We start from the raw sequence: 21,711 nt of genomic DNA, 5'->3' as shown, positions 1-21,711 counted from the left end.
CATAAGAAAAGAGTGAACTACTGCACTGCGGGGGTTCACTCTTTTTCCGTATACTGAGACTATAAAGAATAACACGAGGTGAGACGGATGAACGTTTTGGAAATCAACAATCTTACAAAAAAATTCGGTGACTTCATCGCAGTAGATAATATGTCCTTGAGTATTAAAGAAGGAGAAATTTTCGGCTTTCTGGGTTCGAACGGGGCCGGGAAAAGTACGACGATCAATATGATCGCCGGACTGCTGCGAAGCAACGAAGGAGAAATAAAAATTCTGGGCAAAAACATTGCCAGCCACAGCAAATTTGCAAAAAGCAACATCGGCATCGTTCCACAGGATCTTGCCATTTACGAAGATATGACAGCTTTTGAGAATGTCCGCTTTTTTGCCGGTCTATACGGCCTCAGAGGTACCGAACTGAAAGACTGTACAGAAGAAGCGCTAAAGTTCGTTGGCTTGCTCGATAAACAAAAGAGCCTGCCGAAAAACTTTTCCGGCGGCATGAAGAGAAGGCTGAACATCGCATGTGCCATTGCCCATAAACCTAAACTCATTATCATGGATGAACCGACGGTCGGCATTGATCCGCAATCGAGAAATTACATCCTGAACTCTGTCCGTCAATTGAACGAAATGGGCTGCACCGTCATCTACACGAGCCATTACATGGAGGAAGTGGAAGAGATCTGTACGAGAATTGCCATTGTGGACCATGGCAAAGTTATCGCAGAGGGCACGAAAGAACAGCTGAAAGCCATCATTACGGATACGAAAGACATCTGGGTCGATGTAAAATCAAACGAAAACCTTGAAGAACAAGCGATTAAAGAAATTAACGGAGTAAATGCCGTCCAGATTGAAGAAAACGTCGTAAAAATCAACTCCCAGGCCGAAGTAAGCAACCTGAATAAAATCATCCAGTATTTTATCAACCGCAACATTGAAATCCGTTCCCTCGAAGAACAGGCACCCAACCTCGAAACCGTCTTCCTCACCCTGACCGGCAGAAACTTGAGGGATTAAGGAAAATTGACAACAGTCAATTGTTCCTACCATTAAAAAAAGGCGCTAGCCAAAATCTTCTACCTTTGAAAAGGCGCTAGCCAAAATCTCCTACCATTAAAAAAGGTGGAGCTAAAAGAGAAGCTCTATTGTTTCATGCTTGCTTGCAGTTGATTGTAGTGGAAGGTGCGAGACTCCTCGAAAATGAACTGCTCATTTTCATCGTGCGATGTCTTGCTGCCGGAGCGTTCCCTGTCCTGCAGGAAATGCGTGACAGGTGAGACCATTTAGGCGCTTGCGCCGATGGGCTCAGCGCACGCCCCGCGGAAAGCGAGTGACCTGAAACGAAAATCAACTCCCCCAATCCATACAAAAACATCTTTCAAAAATCTTATCTTTTAAGGAGGTCCTCCCCGTGAACGTGTTTAACATTGCACTGATGCAGCTGAAAATCAGCATCAGGGATAAACGAACGCTGATCTTCATGCTGGCGTTTCCCATCGTCATGATGCTGGTTCTGGGATCAGCACTATCCAATGCGTTTGATAACCATCTCGAAATCGATAAAATGAAGGTCCTGTATAAAGAGACGGACAATACGAACATCGCACCATACTTTGAACAATTTACGAAAGCGGCCAAAAAGGAAAACATTCATTTTTATAAAGCCTCCGATTCAGCGGATGGCAAAAAGGAAGTAAGGCAAAACCACTATGATGCCTATGTAGAGGTTTCCAATGAGGGAATGAATTTCTACGGCAGTGAACGGAACAGCATCGAGAGCAGCATTGTTCAGGGCATGCTGACGGCTTTTGCGGATAAATATAACCTGGTCAGCCAGGTGGCCAAGGTGAAGCCTGGTCACACACAGGCTGTGCTCGCGGGCGGATCCTCTCATGACTATGTAAAAGAAACGTCATTGAACGCCAAAAAAGCACCGGGTTCGATGGATTATTATGCGGTGGCGGTAACCACCATGATTGCCTTATATGGAGCGATTGGAGCCACCTTCCTGCTCAGGGGGGAAAGAACCCGGAATACAGCGGTGCGCCTTGCCGTTGCGCCAATCACTAAGGCGGAAATCTTTCTCGGGAAAATCATCGGAAGCATTGTGCTCAACCTGCTGTCTCTTTTATTGATCGTTGCTGTGAGTTCATTCCTGTTTAAAGCGAACTGGGGAGATCATCTTGGCTTTGTTATCCTCATTCTCCTTTCTGAAGTTTTCCTTGCAGTCAGCTTCGGTCTAGGGATCAGCTATATGGTCAAAACAGGAGAAGCTGCTAGAACGCTCATTTTGATTATCCTTCAGCTGGCTTCATTCTTTGGAGGTGCGTATTTCAAAATTGAAGGCGCAGACGGGCTGATGAAGTTTATCATGAATCTTTCCCCGATTACATGGGCAAATACCGCGATCACTAAAATTATCTATAACAATGATCTCGCTGCTTCTTTTCAAGTCATCGGTTTAAACCTGGGTATCGCAATTGTCTTTTTAAGCATTGCCATCGTCGGAAGGGATCTAAATGAAAGAAGTCCTTTGGCTCATCTCAAATTCGTTGAGTTCTATCATTAGGAACAAGAAAAGATTATTAACCTACCTGTTTGTTCCGCTGATTGGGATTCTGATCGGGATCGCGGCCTACGGGAATACGGGCCCGACTAAGATGTATGCAGGTGTCGTTAATCATGACAATGGAAAAATAGCAAAAGATACCGTGAAATTCATCAACGGAATCAATAATGTTAAGGTCACAACCATAGATTCTTCAAAAGTAAACGATCAGATAGCATCTGGTAAACTGGATTGCGTCATCATACTGGATTCCGGTTTTTCCAGCAGTGTGATGAATGGAAATCCCGATCATATTGAGATTGTTTCAATTAAAGGAGCGTCTATCACAGGTTTTGTAAAATCGTATGTGAATAATTATCTGTCCAATGTGGCTTCCTTAAGCAAAGCGTCGGGTGGAGACAATGCGGCATTCCAGAAAATGTACGATCAGTACAAAGCATCAAGCTTTAAGCTGGATGCCCATTCGTTGAAGGACACTTCGAAAAATAATGATATTACAGGCCAGACGATCGGCTTCCTTATCATGATCATGCTTTCGAGTGCAGGCGGATTATCAGAGATTATCATTCGTGAAAAGGAAAACAGAACGTATTTACGCTTAATGTCGTCACCCATCAACAGCCGGATTTATGTCTTTTCCAATGTGGTGGTGAACATGATCATCATGACCGTGCAAATACTGGTTACACTCACAGTGATGACCAAGGTATTCCATATCTCTCCGGGCGTGCCGTTCTGGACAATGGTCGAAGTATTATTGATCTTTGCACTTGCAGGAGTAGGATTGTCGCTTGTTATTACCTCCTTTGCCTCAACAACTGCTTCAGCCGGAGCGATGCAAAACCTGATTATGACGCCAACGTGCCTTTTGGCCGGATGCTTCTGGCCGGTTGAAATCATGCCAAAAACCATGCAAAAGATAGCCGAATTCCTGCCACAAAGATGGCTGCTGGATACCATTACCCAGCTGCAAAAAGGGCATTCGCTCAGCAGCCTTTCCATGAACATTTCGATTTTATTCGCCTTTGCACTGGCCTTCTTCATGATCGCCATCTACAAATTCAGCCGCGGAAACAATGTTAGAAACTTTATCTAAAAAAATCCCCTTTGGAAAACCAAAGGGGATTTTGCGTTATGGCTTCAATACGACTTTAATGCATTCATCCTGATGGTCGTTGAAGGTTTTATACGCTGCGCTCGCCTCGTCCAACGGCACGTGGTGGGTGATGATTTCTGTCGGGTCAAATTCTTTGTTGGCGATTTTATCAAAAAGCATCGGCATGTAATGAATGACAGGGGCCTGTCCCATTTTCAGGGTGATGTTACGCTCAAAGATGTTTCCGAGCGGGAACATGTTATACATGGATCCGTATACACCGGTCATTTGAATGGTGCCGAATTTCTTAACCGCTCTGATGGCAATCTGGATCGCACTCAATGTTCCGCCCTGAAGCTTTAATTTTTGTTCAACAGCTTCCACGGCGGATTTTTTGCCGTCCATTCCGACACAGTCGATGACGACATCAGATCCCCCGTTGGTAATTTCGTGAATATGGGCGCCCATATCATCGAACTGGTCAAAGTTAAAGGCTTCCACATTGTTCATTTTGACCGCATGGTTCAAGCGGTAAGGAACATTGTCTACAGCGATGACCCGCTTGGCGCCTTTCATCCAGGCGAACTTTTGAGTCATCAGGCCGATAGGACCACACCCTAGAACAACAACCGTATCTCCTTCTTTGACCCCGGCGTTTTCTACGCTCCACCAAGCAGTAGGAAGAACGTCTGACATGAAGAGGACCGCCTCGTCTTCCAGTTCAGCTGATTCGGGTATCACAAATGGCATAAAGTTCCCGTAAGGTACACGCAGGTATTCCGCCTGTCCGCCGCTGTAATCACCATAGCGTTCGGTAAATCCGAAATATCCTCCTGTATCAAATTCAGGATTACGGTTGGAATTATCGCATTGGCTTTCCATCTCATGTTGGCAGTAAAAACAATGGCCGCATGAAATATTAAATGGCAAAACAACACGGTCACCTTTTTTCACCCGGGTGACTTCAGGTCCGACTTCTTCTACAATGCCCATCGGCTCATGCCCTATGACATAGTCTTTATGTGTAGGCAAAGCTCCCTGATAAATGTGTAAATCCGACCCACAGATGGCAGTGGAGGTAATGCGGACAATAATATCTTCCTTTTCTTGCAGTCGGGGATCTTCTACATTCTTTACTTCGATCTCTTTTGCTCCTTGGAAAGTAACGGCCTTCATAATCAACCTCCTATAATTGGTATAAAATCCTATACCCTTTGTGGGATTTATATATCCATCATTTACATAATCGTTAAAAAAGCAGCCTCTCACATGGAGGGCTGCACATTTTTGATTTACGGATTGGTTGACCACATGCCTGCACTTTTAATGAAAATACGCGGGTTTAATTTGAGCTGTGAAACCATGTATTCTGCCATGTCTTCCGGCTGCATGACTTTTTCAGGATTGCCGTCCGTCAGGTTGCTGTCGATGGCCAGATCTGTGGCCACCGTGCTCGGTGTCAGGGCACTGACCCGGATATTGTGTTTTCTGACTTCAAGCATGAGAGATTCAGTTAATCCAAGAACCGCAAATTTGGAGGCGCTGTATGCACTGGTTACGGGCGCTCCTTTTTGCCCTGCAGTGGATGAAATGTTAATAATGTCGCCTGTTTTTCGTTCAATCATTCCCGGCAGGACCGCTCTTGTAACATTATAGACACCCATTACATTCACATCGATAATATTTTTCCACTCTTCTGGTGAAAGCTCAAGAAAAGCGCCGAATTGAGCGATTCCGGCGTTGTTGATGAGAATATCAATGTGGTTTAAATCGGATGAGATGGTTTCTGCTGCTTTTTTAACGGCTTCATAGTCTGTCACATCCGCTTCAGCAATGGATACCTTTACGCCATATTCCTTTAATTGTCCTGCTGTTTTTTCAAGATTGGCTTGCGTTCTTCCCATCAGCCCGACATGAATGCCTTCCTGTGCAAAAGCGATGGCTGTAGCACGGCCGATTCCCCGGCCGGCTCCAGTAATGAGCGCCGTTTTTCCCTTTAATGACTGCATGAATATTCCTCCTTTTATGTACACGGGAAGGGGCTGTCCAATAAGTGTCTTTGAAGCTCTTGAAAGCGTTACTTTCCGTTACGGGATGCTCGCTTTTACCGGCGCAGGCGCCTACTTTCGCAGGGCGTGCGCTGAGCCCCACCGACGCAAGCGCCTGTGTACCGGCGTAAACGCCTACCTTGTCTCACCTGTCACGCTTCCCCTGCAGGACAAGGAATGCCCCGGCAGCGATACATCGCACGAAGAAAATGCGATCTTCATTTTCGAGGAGTCTCGCACCCTCCACTCCAAGTAATTATCAAAGAAGATAACTACCAAACTCATTGTTGTATATGAAAAAGGAGTTACTAGAAGTCAACTTTACTGACTTTCAGGACAACCCCAATCCCGGTAAATCTATTCTATTCCAAATTTGCATGGCGGCCGAACATAGTGCTTGTATCGAGTCCCTTTCTTTCCATAAAACGCAGAATCACCGCATCGAAAAACAACAATAGTGTTTGTTCGAAGAGGGATCCCATCGGCTGTATGGTCGTATACTCATTGTCCGACTGGTCTTTTGGAGAGCCTGGCAGTTTCACGCAGGCATCTGCCAATTTGCCGAGGGCAGAGTCAGGAAAAATGGTAACGGCCATCACCTTGCCGCCTATGCTTTTGGCTTTTTCCGCCATGGAGATCAAGCTTTTCGTTTCCCCGGAACCTGATGCGAAAATGATAAGGTCATCCTCGGTAAAATTGGGGGTCACCGTTTCACCGATAACATAGGAATCAAGGCCCATATGCATCATCCGCATAACGAAGGATTTTCCCATCAATCCGCTACGGCCGGCGCCAGCAACAAAAATCTTTTTTGATAGCAGAATTTCATCGACAAGCTTTTCTGCTTCTTGGTCGGAAATTAAGTCGGCAGCTCTGCTTAATTCCTTCACAATTTCTGAATAATATTGGGAAGCTTCCATGTTTTTATAGCCTTAGTTTTGCTTGATTAATTCTTGGATTTTAGCAGCAGTTCCTTTTTTGTCGTCTTGTCCGGTAATTCCACCGCCGACAATGACAAGGTCAGGCTGCGCTTCCACCACTTCATTAATGGTTTCAAGCTTGATGCCGCCGGCAACGGCTGTTTTTGCATTTTTAACCACACGTTTGATGGCTTTCAGGTCTTCGAAAGAGTTCTTTCCGGCCGCTTGAAGGTCATAGCCGGTATGAACACAAATATAATCAACACCAAGTTCATCAAGCTCCTTGGCGCGAGACTCAATGTCTTTGACAGCAATCATATCAACAAGAATCTTCTTGTTTTGTTTTTTGGCTTCATCTACCGCACCCTGGATGGATGCATCTTCAGCAGCGCCAAGGATTGTAATCATGTCGGCACCTGCTTCTGAAGCTTTCATTACTTCATATCCTGCAGCATCCATGATCTTCAAGTCAGCAAGAACCTTCAGATTCGGAAATGCTTCTTTCATGGCTTTCACAGCTCCCAGCCCTTCATTAATAACAACGGGGGTACCGATTTCAACGATATCAATATGATCTTCTACTTCTTTCACCAATTGGATGGCTTCTTCCGTATTGACGAGGTCGATCGCTAGTTGTAATTCCATTTTATGTTTTCCTCCTATGGTGTCTTGCCCAGGTTAATGCAACCTGAATGATTTCCTTTTACCCGATTTATTTTTGCTTCACACGGAAAGGATAGTTGTAAGTATACTCTTCATTTACATTTTGTGAAGTACTGACTTTAATATTACATAGTGTCAAAAAGTATACTATGGGTTATAATGGGGATGGAGGTGATGTGCAATGTCAAGAATGGATGGGAAAATGTTTAATTGTGAAAAAGAACTAACATTGTCTGTCATCGGCGGTAAATGGAAGATGATTATTTTATGGCACCTGGGGAAAGAAGGAACGAAGCGGTTTGGGGAATTGAAATTTTTGATTCCGGGCATTACCCAGCGCATGCTCGTCAACCAGCTGCGGGAACTGGAAGAAGACCGGATCATACATCGGGAAGTCTATCCTGTTGTTCCGCCAAAAGTCGAATATTCGTTAACAAAACAAGGCGAAAGCCTGATGCCGATATTGGATGCCATGTACCAGTGGGGAAAAGACTACATGGTCACCATGGATATGAAACCGCTAGATGACGCAAAATAAACCCGTCCAGCCATGGATGGGTTTATTTTGCGAAAAACTATTTGTATTTCATGAATGCAACGCTTACAATGGGTATTATTCAAAAGCCGTGGGTGATCAAAGTTGAAATTAAGCGAAACAGACCGGAAAATTTTAGAGCTCCTTTCACTGAACGGGCGCATGTCCTATGCGGAGATCGGTAAGGAATTGAACATTTCCCGAGTATCCATAAGGGATCGTGTCCATCAGATGATGGAAGCCGGCATCATTGAAAAGTTCAGTGTGGTTATCAATTCGGAAATGGTTGGGAAGACGGTGTCTGCCTTTTTTGAAGTGGACTGTGAACCCGCCTATCTGGTGACAGTCGCCGAGAAACTGGTGATTAACCCAAGTGTGGCAAGCTGCTATCAGATGACAGGTCCAAGCACCTTGCACATGCATGTGCTGGTAGAAGACTTTCCGTCACTGGAAAGCTTCATCAATAATGAACTATACGGTATCGAAGGAATTACAAGAGTTGAATCACATATTCTGCTGCGGCGATTCAAAAGCCGTTCAGGATTAAAACTGTAGGCAGCTTACATACAAAAGCCATTCGGGTCACCAGCACCCGAATGGCTTTTGTCGTTTCTCAAAAACATCAAAGTTGTAAAAAAAGGAGTCTCTGATAAAATTTAGATAATTACAAAAAGAATAGGGACATGTATCGATGAACATGAACATGCAATGGGCAAAACGGCTCAAAAGGGCAAACACCCTTCGAAATCAAATCTTATTTATCTATTTACTGGTAATGGCGATCGTGCTTACCATTGTAGCCTTTCTCATGTTGGACCGCATTGGGGAACTGGTGAAGAACAATGCCGAGAAGCAGATCCAGCAAACCGCTGTTGAAGCTAACGGAAGATTGGAAACGCTTTACAGGCAAATTGATACACTTTCCAATCAGCTTGTCACCAACCGGACGATTCAGCAAATGATGCAGGATACATCCGAGGGTAAGACTCTTGGTCCTGAGAAAAAGAAAGCATTGCTAGGGGTCATCCAAAATTTCCTGGCTTATTCTGACGGCATCTATTCCTTTGAACTGTATTCCCAAAACGGAACGAAGATTTTTCCGTACGATGATAACGTGCTGTCGAGCAGGATCGACGGAAAATGGATTCTTAAGGCAGATGAAGAAAAAGGAAGGCTGGTGTGGACAGGCCTGGACGCGAAGGACGCAGACTATTCGTATGCAGTCCGGCGGGTAAATTTAATGGACCACTGGTTTAAACCGGCAGGCTATTTGCTCGTCCGGATTGCCAATCCGTATTTTCAGATCAAGGACAGTGGCGGCGATCAGAAAGAATATATGCTGCTGCTTGACCGTGACTCGACACCAATTACTTCAAATTACCCAGGGAACACAAGGAACCTCATTGAGAGATCCGGAAACAGTGTTTCGATTGGGCGCTCGGAATATATGATCGTAAAGGAGCATTCTGAGATTACAGGCTGGACGCTTGTCATATTAAAGCCCATGAGCTTTTTAATGGAAGGATTATCGGTCGTCAGGACTTCCGTGCTGTTTTCCGGAGTGATCGGTTACGTTATATTTTTTGTTTTTTCCATATTTCTGTCCGCCGTCATCACCCGGCCGATCAAGCGGCTGACGCATATTATGAAAAACGCCAAAATGGATGAGCTGAAATTTAATCCCGAACTGTCATCCACCATAGAAATCGCAGAGCTGAATAAAACCTATAATCAAATGGTGGAAAACACCAATCACTTGATTCAGGAAGTCTATGAAAAGGAATTGCTGAGAAGCCAGACCGAGCTGAAAGCGCTGCAGGCTCAAATCGATCCGCATTTTCTTTATAATACATTGAATGCACTGTACTGGTCGCTTGATGAGAAAGAGGAGGAAGAGCTTGCTGAAGTGGTGATTGCCATGTCCGAGCTTTTCCGGTATACCATCAACCCGGCCCATCATGATGAATGGGTGACGGTCCGTGAAGAACTGGAGCATGTCGAACGTTACTTATCCATTATGAAAATGAGGCTGGGTGAACGTCTGGATTGGAAGATTGAGCAACCGTACGAATTGGCAAATATGAGGATTCCTAAATTGATGATACAGCCTTTAGTTGAAAATGCGGTGTTCCATGGAATCGAGAAGCAGAGAAAAAATGGAGTCATTGTAGTGGGTGCAGAAAGAGCAGAACATTCAGAAACGGTTATCATTAGTGTGAAAGACAATGGGCCGGGGATGGATGCGCAAGCCTTGGCAGCGATCAGGCAGGCTATTGAAAATGGAACATATACGCCATCGAAAAGACTGGGAATTGCTCTTCAGAATGTGAACAAACGCCTCCGCCTTTATTTTGGCAAGCAGGAACGGGGCGCACTGCGTATTGACAGCGAAAAAGGCCGGGGGACGACAGTCAGTTTTGAAATTCCGTTAAAGGAGAAGAGCGATGATGGCGGGAAAAACGATATTGATCGTTGATGATGAAGAACGAACAAGGGAAGGGCTGAAGAAGCGGCTGGAAGTCTGGTCTTCAGGAGCCCATGATATTATAAGTGCGTGTGATGGGAAGGAAGCGCTTCAGCATTTTCAGCAAAAAAAGATCCACTTAATGATCACGGATGTAAACATGCCCGAGATGTCCGGACTGCAGCTGCTGAAAACACTGCGTGTAAATGGCAAAAAGCCGGTCGTCATCATTGTATCCGGTTATCCGGATTTTCAATATGCGCAGGAAGCGATCCGGCTTGGGGTCATCAATTATCTTTTAAAGCCGGTAAACAAACAAAAACTGATCGAAGCGGTTGAAGAGGCGCTGGCAGCGGAAGAAAGCCTGCAGAAAACAGAGTATATGGAAAAAGCAGCGGACCAGAAGCTGATCCAGATGGAGGATGAACGAATCGGGGACAAGGATCATATCAAACAGGCGCTCTCCTTTATCGAAAAGCACTCTGACAAGGCAATCAGCCTGAAGGAGGCAGCCGATTCGGTCCATTTGAACCCGAGCTACTTCAGTGTGCTGTTCAAGGAACAAACCGGGCTTACCTTTACCGAATACGTAACAAGAAAACGGCTGCAGAGGGCAAAGCGGCTTCTGCTTACCACCCAGTATTCGGTGGAGGAAATTGCCGAAGCCGCAGGCTACCAAACGGCAAAGTATTTTATTAAATTATTTAAGGAGTACGAGGGAATCACACCAAGCAAATACAGAAAACACAGTAATACGAATGATGTGTAAATCTAAAAAAAGTGGAATTTTACCCAATGGCTGTTACCTTACAGCTTCTTTTTTTTGCTGGTAAAATCATAAATGTAAGCGAATACATGATGCAGGGGGATCAATAAAATGTTAAAAAAATCGCATGCTGTTTGGCTTGCTGTACTGCTCATTCTGACAGTTGCTTTAACGGGCTGTTCGGGCTCAGAGAGTGCAGGAAGTGACGGGGGTAACAAGAAAGTCATTAAATTTATGCACTTATGGCCAGCAGGAAGCGCCAAACCTCAAAATATGATTGTACAGGATATTATCAAACAATTTGAGGCAAAGCATAAAGACGTAAAGGTTCAGGTGGAAATCCTGGAGAACGAGCAATACAAAAATAAAATGAAAGTGCTTTCTTCTTCCAATGAACTGCCGGATGTAGGCTTTACGTGGGCCGCCGGATATATGACTCCGTTTGTAAAAGGAAAACTCTTTGCACCGCTTGATGATGTTCTTGACGGAAACTTGAAGAACTCTTTTGTAAAGGGAACCACTGAGGCATATGCGATTGACAATAAAACTTACGGTCTTCCATTGGAGCTGAACATTGCTCCGATCTACTACAACAAAGCCATTTTCAAAAAATATAACCTTCAGATTCCAAAGACGTACAGCGAATTTCAGCAGGTTGTCAAAACACTGAGAAGCAATGGCGTCGCACCGATCGCTCTTGGAAACAAAGACAGATGGACAGGCTCCCTGTGGTACATGTATCTGGCCGATCGAATCGGAGGACCGGATACACTGACAAATGCGATTAACCGAAAAGGAACCTTTGAAGATAAGTCGCTTGTTGCTGCTGCAGATGATGTGCAAAAGCTTGTAAAGGAAGACGCGTTCATTAAGGGCTTCAACGGATTGTCCAACGATGAAGGCAAATCAGAATTCTACAACGGCAAAGCGGCTATGTACCTTATGGGAACATGGGAGCTTCCGAATTTAACAACGAATGAAGATGTTCCAAAATCATTCCGTGACAATACTGGCTTCTTTAAATTCCCAACCGTTGAAGGCGGCAAAGGCAATATCAACAGCTGGGTAGGAGGGCCTGGTGTAGGACTCTTCGTTTCTCAAAATTCCAAGGTGAAGAAAGAATCCAAAGAGTTTGTGAAGTTTTTCGTGGAGAAGTGGGGAGAACAGTCAGTGGAAAAAGCGGGTGTTATTCCTGCAACGAAAGTCGATACCTCTAAAGTCGAGCTTCCAAAGCTGTATGTGGACGTACTGAACGAACTTAACCATGCGAGCAATCTGACACTGTTTGCGGATGTTCAGATGAGTGCCTCTGTGGCAGAAACTCATTTGAATCTTATCCAGTCGCTGTTCGGACAGGAAGTTAAGCCGAAAGCCTTTGCAAAAGGGCATGAAGAGGCACTGAAGAAGGATACAGGCAAATAAGGATGATGACGAAAAAGGGCATATCAGAGAAAAAGGATATGCCCCTTTTTTCTTATCTGCATCAGGAAAGGAGAGATCTGTTTTGAATAAAGTGATGTCAAATAAAAAAGCGATTATCATTTACGTGGCTCCGGCATTCTTTCTGCTGCTGGCCTTAATTTATATCCCTATCATTCAGACTGGTTATTTTGGAATGATGAAATGGACAGGAATCGGAGTAAAGGAATTTATCGGTTTTGACAACTATGCACAGCTCATTAAGGATACGCTTTTTTGGAAAAGCGCCTATCACTCATTTTTGCTGGCTTTATTTTCTACCATCAGTTTAGCAGGCTACCTTTTTATTTCTATCATTCTTGCAGGAAAAGTAAAAGGTGTGGATTTACTAAGAAAAATTTACTTGATTCCGATGCTGCTTGCGTCGGTTGCCATTGCCCAGCTATGGCTGAAAATTTACAACCCGAATAACGGGATTCTGAACAAGGTTCTCATGGCGCTTGGGGTAAGTGATCCTCCGTCCTGGCTTGCAGATCCGAAACTTGCACTCTATGCGATCATTATTCCGATTATCTGGCAGTACGCCGGCTTTTATATCCTGATTTATTATGCGGCCCTTAAAAATATCCCTGAAGAACTCATTGAGGCAGCGAGGATTGACGGAGCGAAGCCGTGGCAAATTGCGCTGCAGATCAAGATGCCTTTGATCATGAATGTCATCAAAGTCACCATTGTCCTGGCGGTAGTTGGTTCATTGAAATATTTCGATTTGATCTATGTCATGACAAACGGGGGGCCGAATGGCGCCAGTGAAGTGATGGCCTCCTATATGTATTCCAAAGCATTCAAAGAATTTGATTTTGGTTATGCCAGTGCCATCGGCTTTTTCCTTCTTGTAATTTGTCTCGTCGTAACGTATGGAATCAGGAAATTGACCGAAGCGGATAAAGAAATCTATTAACATGAAAGGAGAATCGAGATGGAACTGGAAAGTGTGAAAAATTCCGGAACAGCGGTAAGACTGACTGAGAAAAAGAAACAAACGGCCAAATTTTCGCTGTGGAACATCTCCGGTTATGGATTACTATACTTGTTTCTTGGCCTTGTCGCCGTTTTTCAACTATTCCCGATTGTCTGGCTCGTCCTGTTTTCGTTAAAAAACAATCAGGAAGTATTTAATCTATCTCCATTTGCCCTTCCTAAAACCCCGCATTGGGAAAACTATGTAAAGGTGTGGACGGAAGGAAACATCAGCCAGTACTTTTTTAATAGTTTAACCTATACGGTTTCGGCTGTTATTCTTACGATTGTGCTCGCCAGTATGGTGACATTTGCGATTACACGCATGAAATGGAAAGGAAGCAGGCTGGTTTTAGGCATTTTCATGGTCGGTTTAATGATTCCTGCCCATTCCACCATTATCCCGCTGTTCAGCACATTTACGAAGATCGGCCTGATTGATAATGCGCTGTCTGTCATTCTTTCCTATACTGCCTTTAACCTGCCAATAACCATCATGATTTTACTTGGCTTTTATGAGGCGCTGCCACGCGAAGTGGAAGAAGCCGCCGTTATGGATGGAGCGAACATTCACCACATCTTCTTTAAAATTACGCTGCCAATGACGTCGCCGGTGATAGCAACGGCTGCGATTATCAACATGATCTACAACTGGAATGAGTTTGTGTTCGTGAACACCTTTATCAGTTCAGACTCTTTAAAAACAATGACCGTTGGCATTCAAAACTTTATTGGCCAGTACACAACGGACTGGGGAGCAATAGGTGCCACGCTTGTGATCTGCATTCTGCCAATTCTGATTGCCTTTCTTCTTTTGAGCAACAGAATCGTAGAAGGAATTGCAGCAGGATCGGTTAAAGGGTAAGCGGATAAAAAGAAACAGGAAGGGTGTAAGATATGCTGCAATGGGCTGCCGGAAGGTTATTCAACTACTGTGAATGGATTGCGAGAATTGCGTATGCCAACTTGTTATGGATACTTTTCACCCAGCCGGGCTTGGTGTTTTCGGAGTGATGCCGGCAACTGCGGCATTGTTTGCCATCGCAAGGAAGTGGCTGATGAAAGAGGAGTTTCCTCTTTGGGCCACTTTTCTTCACCACTTTAAAAAAGAATTCAAAACTTCCAATCTCGCAGGTTTGCTTTTGGTGGTTTGTGGAATTCTTCTGTATACAGATTATCACTTTCTGTTATCGGCGAGCGGTGCTGTGCGAATTACTGCAGCGGCACTCCTGCTGCTCTTCCTGTTCTGTTATATCCTGACCGTCCTGTTCTTTTTTCCTGTTTTTGTTCATTACGAGCTGGGTTTGTGCGGCTACATAAAAACAGCGTTCCTGATCGGGATGATGAACCTGCACGCAGCTTTTTTCATGGCAGTGGGTCTGGGGGCCCTGATTTATCTTCAAATCAGCTATCCCGGATTTTCCCCTTTCTTCGGTGCCGTATCGCCTGCCATTTTGATCATGATAGGCGGCCAGCATGGATTTAACCGTATGAAACGGCTGCAGTTGAGCAGAACAGCACCAGGACACAGATAATTAATTGAAAAGGAGCGTGTGCAATGAATTACCGAGAATTGGGAAACACCGGAATGAAGGTAAGTGAAGTAAGCTTTGGTACATGGGCCATTGGCGGATCCTGGGGACATACGAATGACGAGGATGCGTTAAAAGCATTGGATTATGCCATATCTCAGGGTGTGAATTTTTTTGATACGGCGGATGTATATGGCGACGGCCACAGTGAAGAACTGCTGGCAAAGGCGACAAAAGGAAAAGAGGATCAGATTTATATCGCCACGAAATTTTGCAGGCAGGGAAACATCCATTCTCCTGAAAACTATTCCTATGAAAGAGTCAAGGCGTATTGTGAGGACAGCCTGAGAAGGCTGGGCCGTGAAGCGATCGACCTATACCAGATTCATTGCCCGGCTACCGAAATTCTAAGGGACGGTCAGGTATTTGATGTGCTCGACAGGCTAAAGCAGGAAGGAAAAGTCCGGAATTATGGAGTCAGTGTGGAAACGGTAGAAGAAGGGCTTATATGCCTTGAGCATCCCAATGTTTCCAGTCTTCAGGTGATTTTTAATATGTTCCGCCAAAAGCCGCTCGAAGCTTTGTTTCCACAGGCTGCAAGCAAGCAAGTCGGCATATTGGTGAGGCTTCCGCTTGCCAGCGGGCTGCTTACGGGCAAATATGAAAAAGGCCATGTGTTTGAAGAGGACGATCACCGAAACTTTAATGAAAACGGGGAAGCGTTTAATGTGGGCGAAACCTTTGCAGGACTTGGTTTTGATAAAGGAGTGGAACTCTCTGATCAGCTGAAGTGGATTGCGGATGGAAGGCCGTCCATGGCAAGTGCGGCTCTTCGGTGGATAATGGATCAGCCAGAGGTGACTTGTGTGATTCCCGGCTTCAGAAATGAGAGGCAGATCGGGCAGAATCTTCAGGCAATCGATACACACCCGTTTTCCCAAGAAGAGCTTGAGCGCATCAGAAGTTTTTATGAAACGGACGTTAAGCAGTTTATCAGAGGGCCTTATTAAGCCTGAAAATTATTTGCTTAAACACTTCCTTTTTCAGGGGGTGTTTTTTTATTTGCCCGCCTGAAAAAATATTCAAGAAATTTGCAAAATTATGTAGAAAATATTCAGAATTTATTTTATAATCTAAAACAATACAATGACGTTTGTAAATATAAAATCTATTTTTGGCTAACAAACGTAATTTAGTTCTATTTTTTATAAACGAATGTTAGAAGGGGGCTTACAGTTGGCTGGTTTAATTGTTCAACGGTTTATACAGCTGTTATTGCTGTTGATCGGTATTTCTTTCATTGTTTTTCTGAGCATGCATATCGCTCCCGGCGATCCTGCCAGCATCATTGGCGGTCCGACGGCATCAAAGGCAGATATTAAAGCCATTCAGGAAAACCTTGGGTTGAACAAACCGATCCTTGTGCAGTATTGGGACTACCTGAAAGGGGTGTTTACCGGGGACCTGGGATTCTCCTATCAGACCAAGCAATCGGTCACTGAAGCGTTGACCCAGCGGTTTCCAAATACGCTGAATCTGGCGATTGCGAGCATCATTGTTGCCGTGGTTATCGGGGTAACGGCCGGAATCATCTCGGCTCTTAAACATAATTCACTGTTTGATGCATTAAGCACCATCATCGCTCTGGGCGGGATTTCGATTCCGAACTTCTGGCTTGGCGCCGTTCTTATCTTAATCTTTGCGGTGAACTTGCAGTGGCTTCCGGTAGGAGGGCTGACCGAGCCGTTCTGGACCATTGAAGGAATGAAACAGCTCATTTTGCCGGCTCTCACGCTTGGTACCGGTTCGGCAGCCATGATTGCCCGCATGAGCCGTTCCGCCATGCTTGAGGTCATACGGGCTGACTATGTCAGAACAGCAAGAGCAAAGGGTGTCCGTGAAAAATCGGTCATTATGCTGCATTGCCTGCGAAACGCGATGATTCCGGTAATCACTGTCATCGGGCTGAACTTCGGGTTTCTGCTCGGTGGAACGATCATTACAGAGCAGGTCTTCGCTATCAATGGAGTCGGAAGGCTGATGATTGAATCCATCGCAGCCAGAGATTTCCCCATGGTGCAGGGAGCGGTTCTGCTGGTAGCTACGCTGTTTGTGCTTGTGAACCTGATTGTGGATATTGTATATGCCTTCATTGATCCAAGAATCAGCTACGAATAGAAAGAGGGTGAAAGGGATGTCGACTGAAACAGTAACTGCTTCAATTGCCTCCGCTTCCAGAGACAAAAAAAGAGAAAAGAACTTCGTGAAAACGTGGAAGAGGCTGCTTAAAAATAAAATGGCCATTGTCGGCCTTGTTATCATAGCGCTTCAGCTCATCATGACAGTGGCTGCACCTATTCTCGTAGATTATGACCCGAATAAGCAAAACCTTGCATTGAGCGAGCTGCCTCCTGGCACGGACGGCCACTGGATGGGTACCGACAACTATGGACGAGATATATGGAGCCGTCTCGTGTACGGAGCCAGAATTTCCTTATTTGTCGGGCTGGGGGCGGTCAGCCTCGGACTCATAGGAGGAGTTGTGCTTGGTCTCTTGGCGGGTTATTACCGTAGACTTGATGGGATTATCATGCGGTTTGTTGATCTGCTGTTTGCCTTTCCGGGAATCCTCCTTGCCATGCTTATTATCGCGATTCTGGGCACGAGCCTCGTGAACGTGGTCATTGCCATCAGCATCTGGTCGATTCCAACCTGTGCGCGAATTGTACGGGGAAGTGTTCTTTCCGTAAAAAAACAAGAGTACATTATGGCCATGAAATCATTGGGGGCGAGCGATGGGAGAATTCTCTTTAAGCATGTGCTGCCAAACTGCACGGCACCCATCATCGTTTTTGCCACCATGAGAATGGCCACCGCTATTCTATCCACCGCTTCATTAAGCTTTCTGGGACTTGGAGCGCAGCCTCCGACACCTGAATGGGGAGCGATGATTGCTGCCGGACAGGATTTTATGTGGTCTTCACCACACATGATCATCATACCCGGCATTGCCATTATGCTGGTTGTTTTCGCTTTTAATGTGGTAGGCGATGCATTGAGAGATGCACTCGATCCAGGCATGAACCTGGACAAGTAAAAAGGGGGAGTAAACAAATGGGTAAAGGAAACAAGCTGGCATCATGGATCGGAGTAGGGGTGCTTGCGGCAAGCCTTGCATTATCAGGCTGCTCGAGCAAATCATCTTCCGGGGGAACAAGCGATGGAAAGCAGGAAATCACGTATGCAACCACATCAAAAGTGGTAGGGCTGTCTCCGATTCTTACGAATGATTCCGTATCATCCAGCGTGATTGAGCAAATCTACGAAACACTTTTTGTGAGGGATATCAAAACAGGAAAGATCGTTCCGCAGCTTGCTGAATCCTATGAAAATCCGGATAAAAACACATGGAAAATCAAGCTGAAAAAGAACATTAAATTCCAGGATGGAACGCCGTTTAATGCTGAAGCGGTAAAGTACACGTTCGATAAGCTGAAAGATCCAAAGACGGCGGCACCGCGCGCTTCGCTTCTCGAGCCGGTAAAATCGATTGAAGCACCAGATGATAACACGGTTATTTTAAAAACAGACAAGCCATATGGCCCGATGCTTGCCGCTTTAACACACAGCAATGCAGCGATCGTTTCTCCAACGGCTGACAAAAAGCAGGATCTGATGACCCAGCCTGTTGGTACAGGCCCGTTCAAGTTTTCTAAAAAAGAAAATGGAGAAGACATCGTTCTTGTGAAAAATAAGAAGTATTGGAAGAAGCCGGCCAAGCTTGATCAGGTAACATTTAAAGTGGTGCCGGAAATCACTACCGCCGTTTCCATGCTACAAACGGGAAAGGTACAGCTGCTTGACGGCTTGACAACCGAGTTGATGCCCCGTATTGAAAAAATGAAAAATGTTGAAGTCCAGAAGAAGGAAGGAACGCCTGTTTATTACCTTGCCTTTAACATGGATAAAAGCCCGATGAAGAATCTTGCCTTCCGCCAGGCAGTGGCTGAGGCGATCGATACAAAGAGTTATTTGAAAAAGCTGAATGGACTCGGAGTATATTCCAACTCATATATCGGTCCGGAAGTGTTTGGACACAGTGGGGATTCAGGTCCGACGTTTGACCAGCAAAAAGCCAAAAAGCTGGTAAAAGAAAAAGGGTTTGGAAATAAAACGGTTAAGCTGCTTGTGGCAAATACGGCCAGCTATATGAGCATGGCTGAAGTCATTCAGTCCCAATTAAAAGAGGTTGGCATCAATGCGAAAATCGAAACGCTTGAATGGGGCACTTACCTTGATGTTTCCAAAAAAGGAGACTTTGATATTACCATTGCCGGCTGGTCCAATGTAACCGCTGACGGCAGTGAGCTTCTCTATCCGCGTCTTCACTCTGATAATGTGGATGTAACCAATCTGAGCCGCTATAAGAACGCCAAGCTTGATAAACTGATTGAAGAATCCCGAACAACCATTGATGAGCAGCAAAGAAAAGACCTTCTGAAAAAGGCGGATCAGCTGGTCATGACTCAGCTGCCTGTATTCCCAATCTATCACGGGGTGGCTTCAGCCGCCTATGATAAATCAGTGAAAGGGTTTGAAATCGAACCTACTGGACAGTGGTCCTTATACAATGTTCACAGAGAGTAGGAACTTACATGAGTGAATCTATATTAAGCGTCAACAGCATGGTTACTGCATTCAAAACCAAGGACGGTCTTTTGCCCGCCGTCCGAGGTGCCTCCTTTTCGGTAAAAAAGGGGGAGACCCTGTGCATTGTGGGAGAGTCGGGCTGCGGCAAAAGCATTACGGCCCTTTCCATCATGGGCCTGCTCCCTTCCAATGGAAAGGTGACCGAGGGCTCGATTACGTTTGAAAATAAAAACCTGCTTTCGCTGAAGCAGGAGGAACTGAGAAAGCTTAGAGGCAATGACATCTCAATGATTTTCCAGGAGCCGATGACCGCCTTGAATCCCGTTTTTACAGTAGGCTATCAGATTCGGGAACCATTAATGATCCATCAGAAGCTGTCAAAAAAAGAGGCTCACCAAAAAGGAATCGAACTGTTAAAACGAGTGGGAATCCCGGCTCCTGCATCCCGGATGAACCAGTATCCCCATGAGCTGAGCGGAGGAATGCGCCAGCGGGTGATGATTGCCATCGCTCTTTCATGCAATCCAAAGCTGTTGGTTGCAGATGAGCCAACAACGGCTCTTGACGTTACCATCCAGGCGCAAATTATCGATTTGCTTAATGATTTGAAGCGGGATTTTAATATGAGTCTGATCATGATTACTCACGATATGGGCGTAGTGGCTGAGATTGCCGACCGTGTCATTGTCATGTATGCCGGGGAAATTATAGAAAATGGCACCGTCAGCGAGATTTTCAATAACCCGCAGCATCCGTATACTAGGGGATTACTGTCATCCGTCCCGAATGTGGATGATCCCGATTTTCACTTGAATCCGATCGCGGGCACGCTGCCGCTGCTAAGCGAGAAAATTTCCGGCTGCAGGTTTCATCCAAGGTGTCCGCATGCCATGGAAAAGTGCCGGTCGGTTTCACCCGACGCATTTCAGGCTGCACCAACACACAGTGCCAGATGCTGGCTGATGGAAGACGAGGAGGTAAGGCAACATGGCGGGCAGCGCGCAAGTACTGTATAGCGTGAAAGGTGTAAAGAAGTATTATCCTGTAAAGGGAGGAATCCTCCGCCGTATCAAGAACCATGTAAAAGCGGTGGATGGCATCTCCGTGGATATTTTAAAAGGAGAAACACTTGGTGTGGTCGGTGAATCCGGCTGCGGAAAATCCACACTGGGGAGAACCATCCTTGGTCTTGAGCAGCTTACTGAAGGAAACCTGGTCTATAATGGAACCAACATCAGCGGCTATTCAAAAAAGGAACTGAAGCCTTTTAAAAAGGAAATGCAGATGATTTTCCAGGATCCGTATGCTTCACTTAATCCGAAACAAACGGTGGGAGAGGCATTGGAAGAGGTTTTTATTATTCATACAAATCTTTCAGGAAAAGAACGGAGAGAAAATGCCATTCGCCTGTTGAAAGAGGTGGGGCTTACCGAGGAGCATTTTGACCGGTATCCTCATGAGTTTTCCGGAGGGCAGAGACAAAGGATTGGCATCGCACGCGCCATTGCCATCAACCCTTCCTTCATTGTCTGTGATGAACCTGTATCTGCACTGGACGTTTCCGTTCAGGCACAGGTCATTAAGCTGCTTCAGGATCTGCAGAAAAAGCATGAACTGACGTATTTATTTGTTTCGCATGACCTGGGCGTTGTACGTCATCTGTGCAACAGGGTGCTTGTCATGTACCTTGGGCAGATGGTGGAGCTTGCCCCGGTTGACAGACTTTATGAAAATCCGGTTCATCCGTATACCGAAGCCCTGCTGTCCTCCATTCCCCGTCCGGTAGTGGGGGCGAAGCGGGACCGGATTCGTCTGCAGGGAGACTTGCCAAGTCCTGCAAACCCGCCAACAGGATGTCCGTTCCATACCCGCTGTCCCATTGCAAAAGACCATTGTGCAGCAGAACGTCCGGAGTGGCGGGAAATTGAAGAAGGCCATTATATCGCATGCCACGAGAGGTGATCAATTTGAATCAGCAGACCATTGTAAAAACAGAAGAAAAGACATTGTTTAATCATGAACG

At 45.4% G+C, this 21,711-nt stretch carries 22 protein-coding genes; 18 read left to right on the top strand and 4 right to left on the bottom strand.

All coding sequences use genetic code 11. The annotated features are described in order from the left end of the window. Positions 1–87 precede the first annotated feature (87 nt). The 4 genes from QYB97_RS14555 to QYB97_RS14540 all read left to right on the top strand — a co-directional run bounded on the left by QYB97_RS14555 (position 88) and on the right by QYB97_RS14540 (position 3,671). On the top strand, positions 88–1,023 hold the full coding sequence (locus QYB97_RS14555; protein ID WP_301166730.1) for an ABC transporter ATP-binding protein: 936 nt from the start codon (positions 88–90) through the stop codon (positions 1,021–1,023). Positions 1,024–1,151: 128 nt separating this feature from the next. Next, the gene (locus QYB97_RS14550; protein ID WP_301166729.1) at positions 1,152–1,283 is read left to right on the top strand and encodes a hypothetical protein; all 132 of its coding nucleotides are present in this window, start codon (positions 1,152–1,154) and stop codon (positions 1,281–1,283) included. 134 nt (positions 1,284–1,417) lie between these two features. Next, complete coding sequence (locus QYB97_RS14545) at positions 1,418–2,575, top strand: ABC transporter permease (protein WP_301166728.1); 1,158 nt, start codon at positions 1,418–1,420, stop codon at positions 2,573–2,575. Beyond that, entirely contained in the window at positions 2,526–3,671 is a 1,146-nt protein-coding gene (locus QYB97_RS14540; RefSeq protein WP_301166727.1) for an ABC transporter permease, read from the top strand. Before QYB97_RS14545 ends, QYB97_RS14540 begins: the two co-directional genes overlap by 50 nt. Before the next feature lie 36 nt (positions 3,672–3,707). Here the strand turns inward: QYB97_RS14540 and QYB97_RS14535 are convergent, their stop codons facing one another. From QYB97_RS14535 to hxlA, 4 genes are all read right to left on the bottom strand, one after another. Further along, positions 3,708–4,847: a zinc-dependent alcohol dehydrogenase gene (locus QYB97_RS14535; protein WP_301166726.1), complete on the bottom strand. Its 1,140-nt coding sequence runs from the start codon at positions 4,845–4,847 to the stop codon at positions 3,708–3,710. Between the two features lie 116 nt (positions 4,848–4,963). Next, positions 4,964–5,680 carry a 3-ketoacyl-ACP reductase gene (locus QYB97_RS14530; RefSeq protein WP_301166725.1) on the bottom strand — a complete coding sequence of 239 codons (717 nt, stop codon included), beginning with the start codon at positions 5,678–5,680 and terminating at the stop codon, positions 4,964–4,966. Between the two features lie 401 nt (positions 5,681–6,081). Then, on the bottom strand, positions 6,082–6,639 hold the full coding sequence (gene hxlB, locus QYB97_RS14525; RefSeq protein ID WP_301166724.1) for a 6-phospho-3-hexuloisomerase: 558 nt from the start codon (positions 6,637–6,639) through the stop codon (positions 6,082–6,084). Between the two features lie 12 nt (positions 6,640–6,651). Further along, the gene (hxlA, locus tag QYB97_RS14520; protein WP_301166723.1) at positions 6,652–7,284 is read right to left on the bottom strand and encodes a 3-hexulose-6-phosphate synthase; all 633 of its coding nucleotides are present in this window, start codon (positions 7,282–7,284) and stop codon (positions 6,652–6,654) included. A 199-nt stretch (positions 7,285–7,483) separates the two neighbouring features. Between hxlA and hxlR the strand changes: the two genes are divergently transcribed. The 14 genes from hxlR (at position 7,484) to QYB97_RS14450 (ending at position 21,650) form a co-directional block, all read left to right on the top strand. Then, positions 7,484–7,840, top strand: coding sequence for a transcriptional activator HxlR (gene hxlR, locus QYB97_RS14515; protein ID WP_301166722.1), 357 nt, complete (start codon positions 7,484–7,486; stop codon positions 7,838–7,840). Positions 7,841–7,942: 102 nt separating this feature from the next. Next, positions 7,943–8,392: an Lrp/AsnC family transcriptional regulator gene (locus QYB97_RS14510; RefSeq protein WP_301166721.1), complete on the top strand. Its 450-nt coding sequence runs from the start codon at positions 7,943–7,945 to the stop codon at positions 8,390–8,392. A gap of 136 nt (positions 8,393–8,528) precedes the next feature. Next, positions 8,529–10,313 (top strand): sensor histidine kinase, encoded by a 1,785-nt coding sequence (locus QYB97_RS14505; protein ID WP_301166720.1) that lies wholly within the window; start codon positions 8,529–8,531, stop codon positions 10,311–10,313. Next, the gene (locus QYB97_RS14500; RefSeq protein WP_301166804.1) at positions 10,285–11,070 is read left to right on the top strand and encodes a response regulator transcription factor; all 786 of its coding nucleotides are present in this window, start codon (positions 10,285–10,287) and stop codon (positions 11,068–11,070) included. Before QYB97_RS14505 ends, QYB97_RS14500 begins: the two co-directional genes overlap by 29 nt. Positions 11,071–11,178: 108 nt before the next feature. Beyond that, on the top strand, positions 11,179–12,489 hold the full coding sequence (locus QYB97_RS14495; RefSeq protein ID WP_301166719.1) for an extracellular solute-binding protein: 1,311 nt from the start codon (positions 11,179–11,181) through the stop codon (positions 12,487–12,489). Positions 12,490–12,571: 82 nt separating this feature from the next. Further along, complete coding sequence (locus QYB97_RS14490) at positions 12,572–13,447, top strand: carbohydrate ABC transporter permease (protein ID WP_301166718.1); 876 nt, start codon at positions 12,572–12,574, stop codon at positions 13,445–13,447. An 18-nt stretch (positions 13,448–13,465) separates the two neighbouring features. Then, positions 13,466–14,371 carry a carbohydrate ABC transporter permease gene (locus QYB97_RS14485; RefSeq protein WP_301166717.1) on the top strand — a complete coding sequence of 302 codons (906 nt, stop codon included), beginning with the start codon at positions 13,466–13,468 and terminating at the stop codon, positions 14,369–14,371. A 73-nt stretch (positions 14,372–14,444) separates the two neighbouring features. Further along, positions 14,445–15,041: a YesL family protein gene (locus QYB97_RS14480; RefSeq protein ID WP_356948184.1), complete on the top strand. Its 597-nt coding sequence runs from the start codon at positions 14,445–14,447 to the stop codon at positions 15,039–15,041. Between the two features lie 23 nt (positions 15,042–15,064). Further along, positions 15,065–16,048 carry an aldo/keto reductase gene (locus QYB97_RS14475; protein WP_301166715.1) on the top strand — a complete coding sequence of 328 codons (984 nt, stop codon included), beginning with the start codon at positions 15,065–15,067 and terminating at the stop codon, positions 16,046–16,048. A gap of 226 nt (positions 16,049–16,274) precedes the next feature. Continuing rightward, on the top strand, positions 16,275–17,216 hold the full coding sequence (gene nikB, locus QYB97_RS14470) for a nickel ABC transporter permease (protein ID WP_301166714.1): 942 nt from the start codon (positions 16,275–16,277) through the stop codon (positions 17,214–17,216). A 16-nt stretch (positions 17,217–17,232) separates the two neighbouring features. Next, positions 17,233–18,135, top strand: a complete 903-nt coding sequence (locus QYB97_RS14465; protein WP_301166713.1) for an ABC transporter permease — start codon at positions 17,233–17,235, stop codon at positions 18,133–18,135. A 17-nt stretch (positions 18,136–18,152) separates the two neighbouring features. After that, positions 18,153–19,685 carry an ABC transporter substrate-binding protein gene (locus tag QYB97_RS14460; protein WP_301166712.1) on the top strand — a complete coding sequence of 511 codons (1,533 nt, stop codon included), beginning with the start codon at positions 18,153–18,155 and terminating at the stop codon, positions 19,683–19,685. 8 nt (positions 19,686–19,693) lie between these two features. Beyond that, entirely contained in the window at positions 19,694–20,704 is a 1,011-nt protein-coding gene (locus QYB97_RS14455) for an ABC transporter ATP-binding protein (protein ID WP_301166711.1), read from the top strand. Then, on the top strand, positions 20,676–21,650 hold the full coding sequence (locus QYB97_RS14450) for an ABC transporter ATP-binding protein (protein WP_301166710.1): 975 nt from the start codon (positions 20,676–20,678) through the stop codon (positions 21,648–21,650). Before QYB97_RS14455 ends, QYB97_RS14450 begins: the two co-directional genes overlap by 29 nt. Positions 21,651–21,711: the final 61 nt, after the last annotated feature.

Origin of the sequence: Fictibacillus fluitans (genome assembly GCF_030418125.1) — a bacterium.
Classification (GTDB): domain Bacteria; phylum Bacillota; class Bacilli; order Bacillales; family Fictibacillaceae; genus Fictibacillus_C; species Fictibacillus_C fluitans.
The sequence above is the reverse complement of the archived record's forward strand: the minus strand, read 5'-3'. Positions and strand labels throughout refer to the sequence as shown.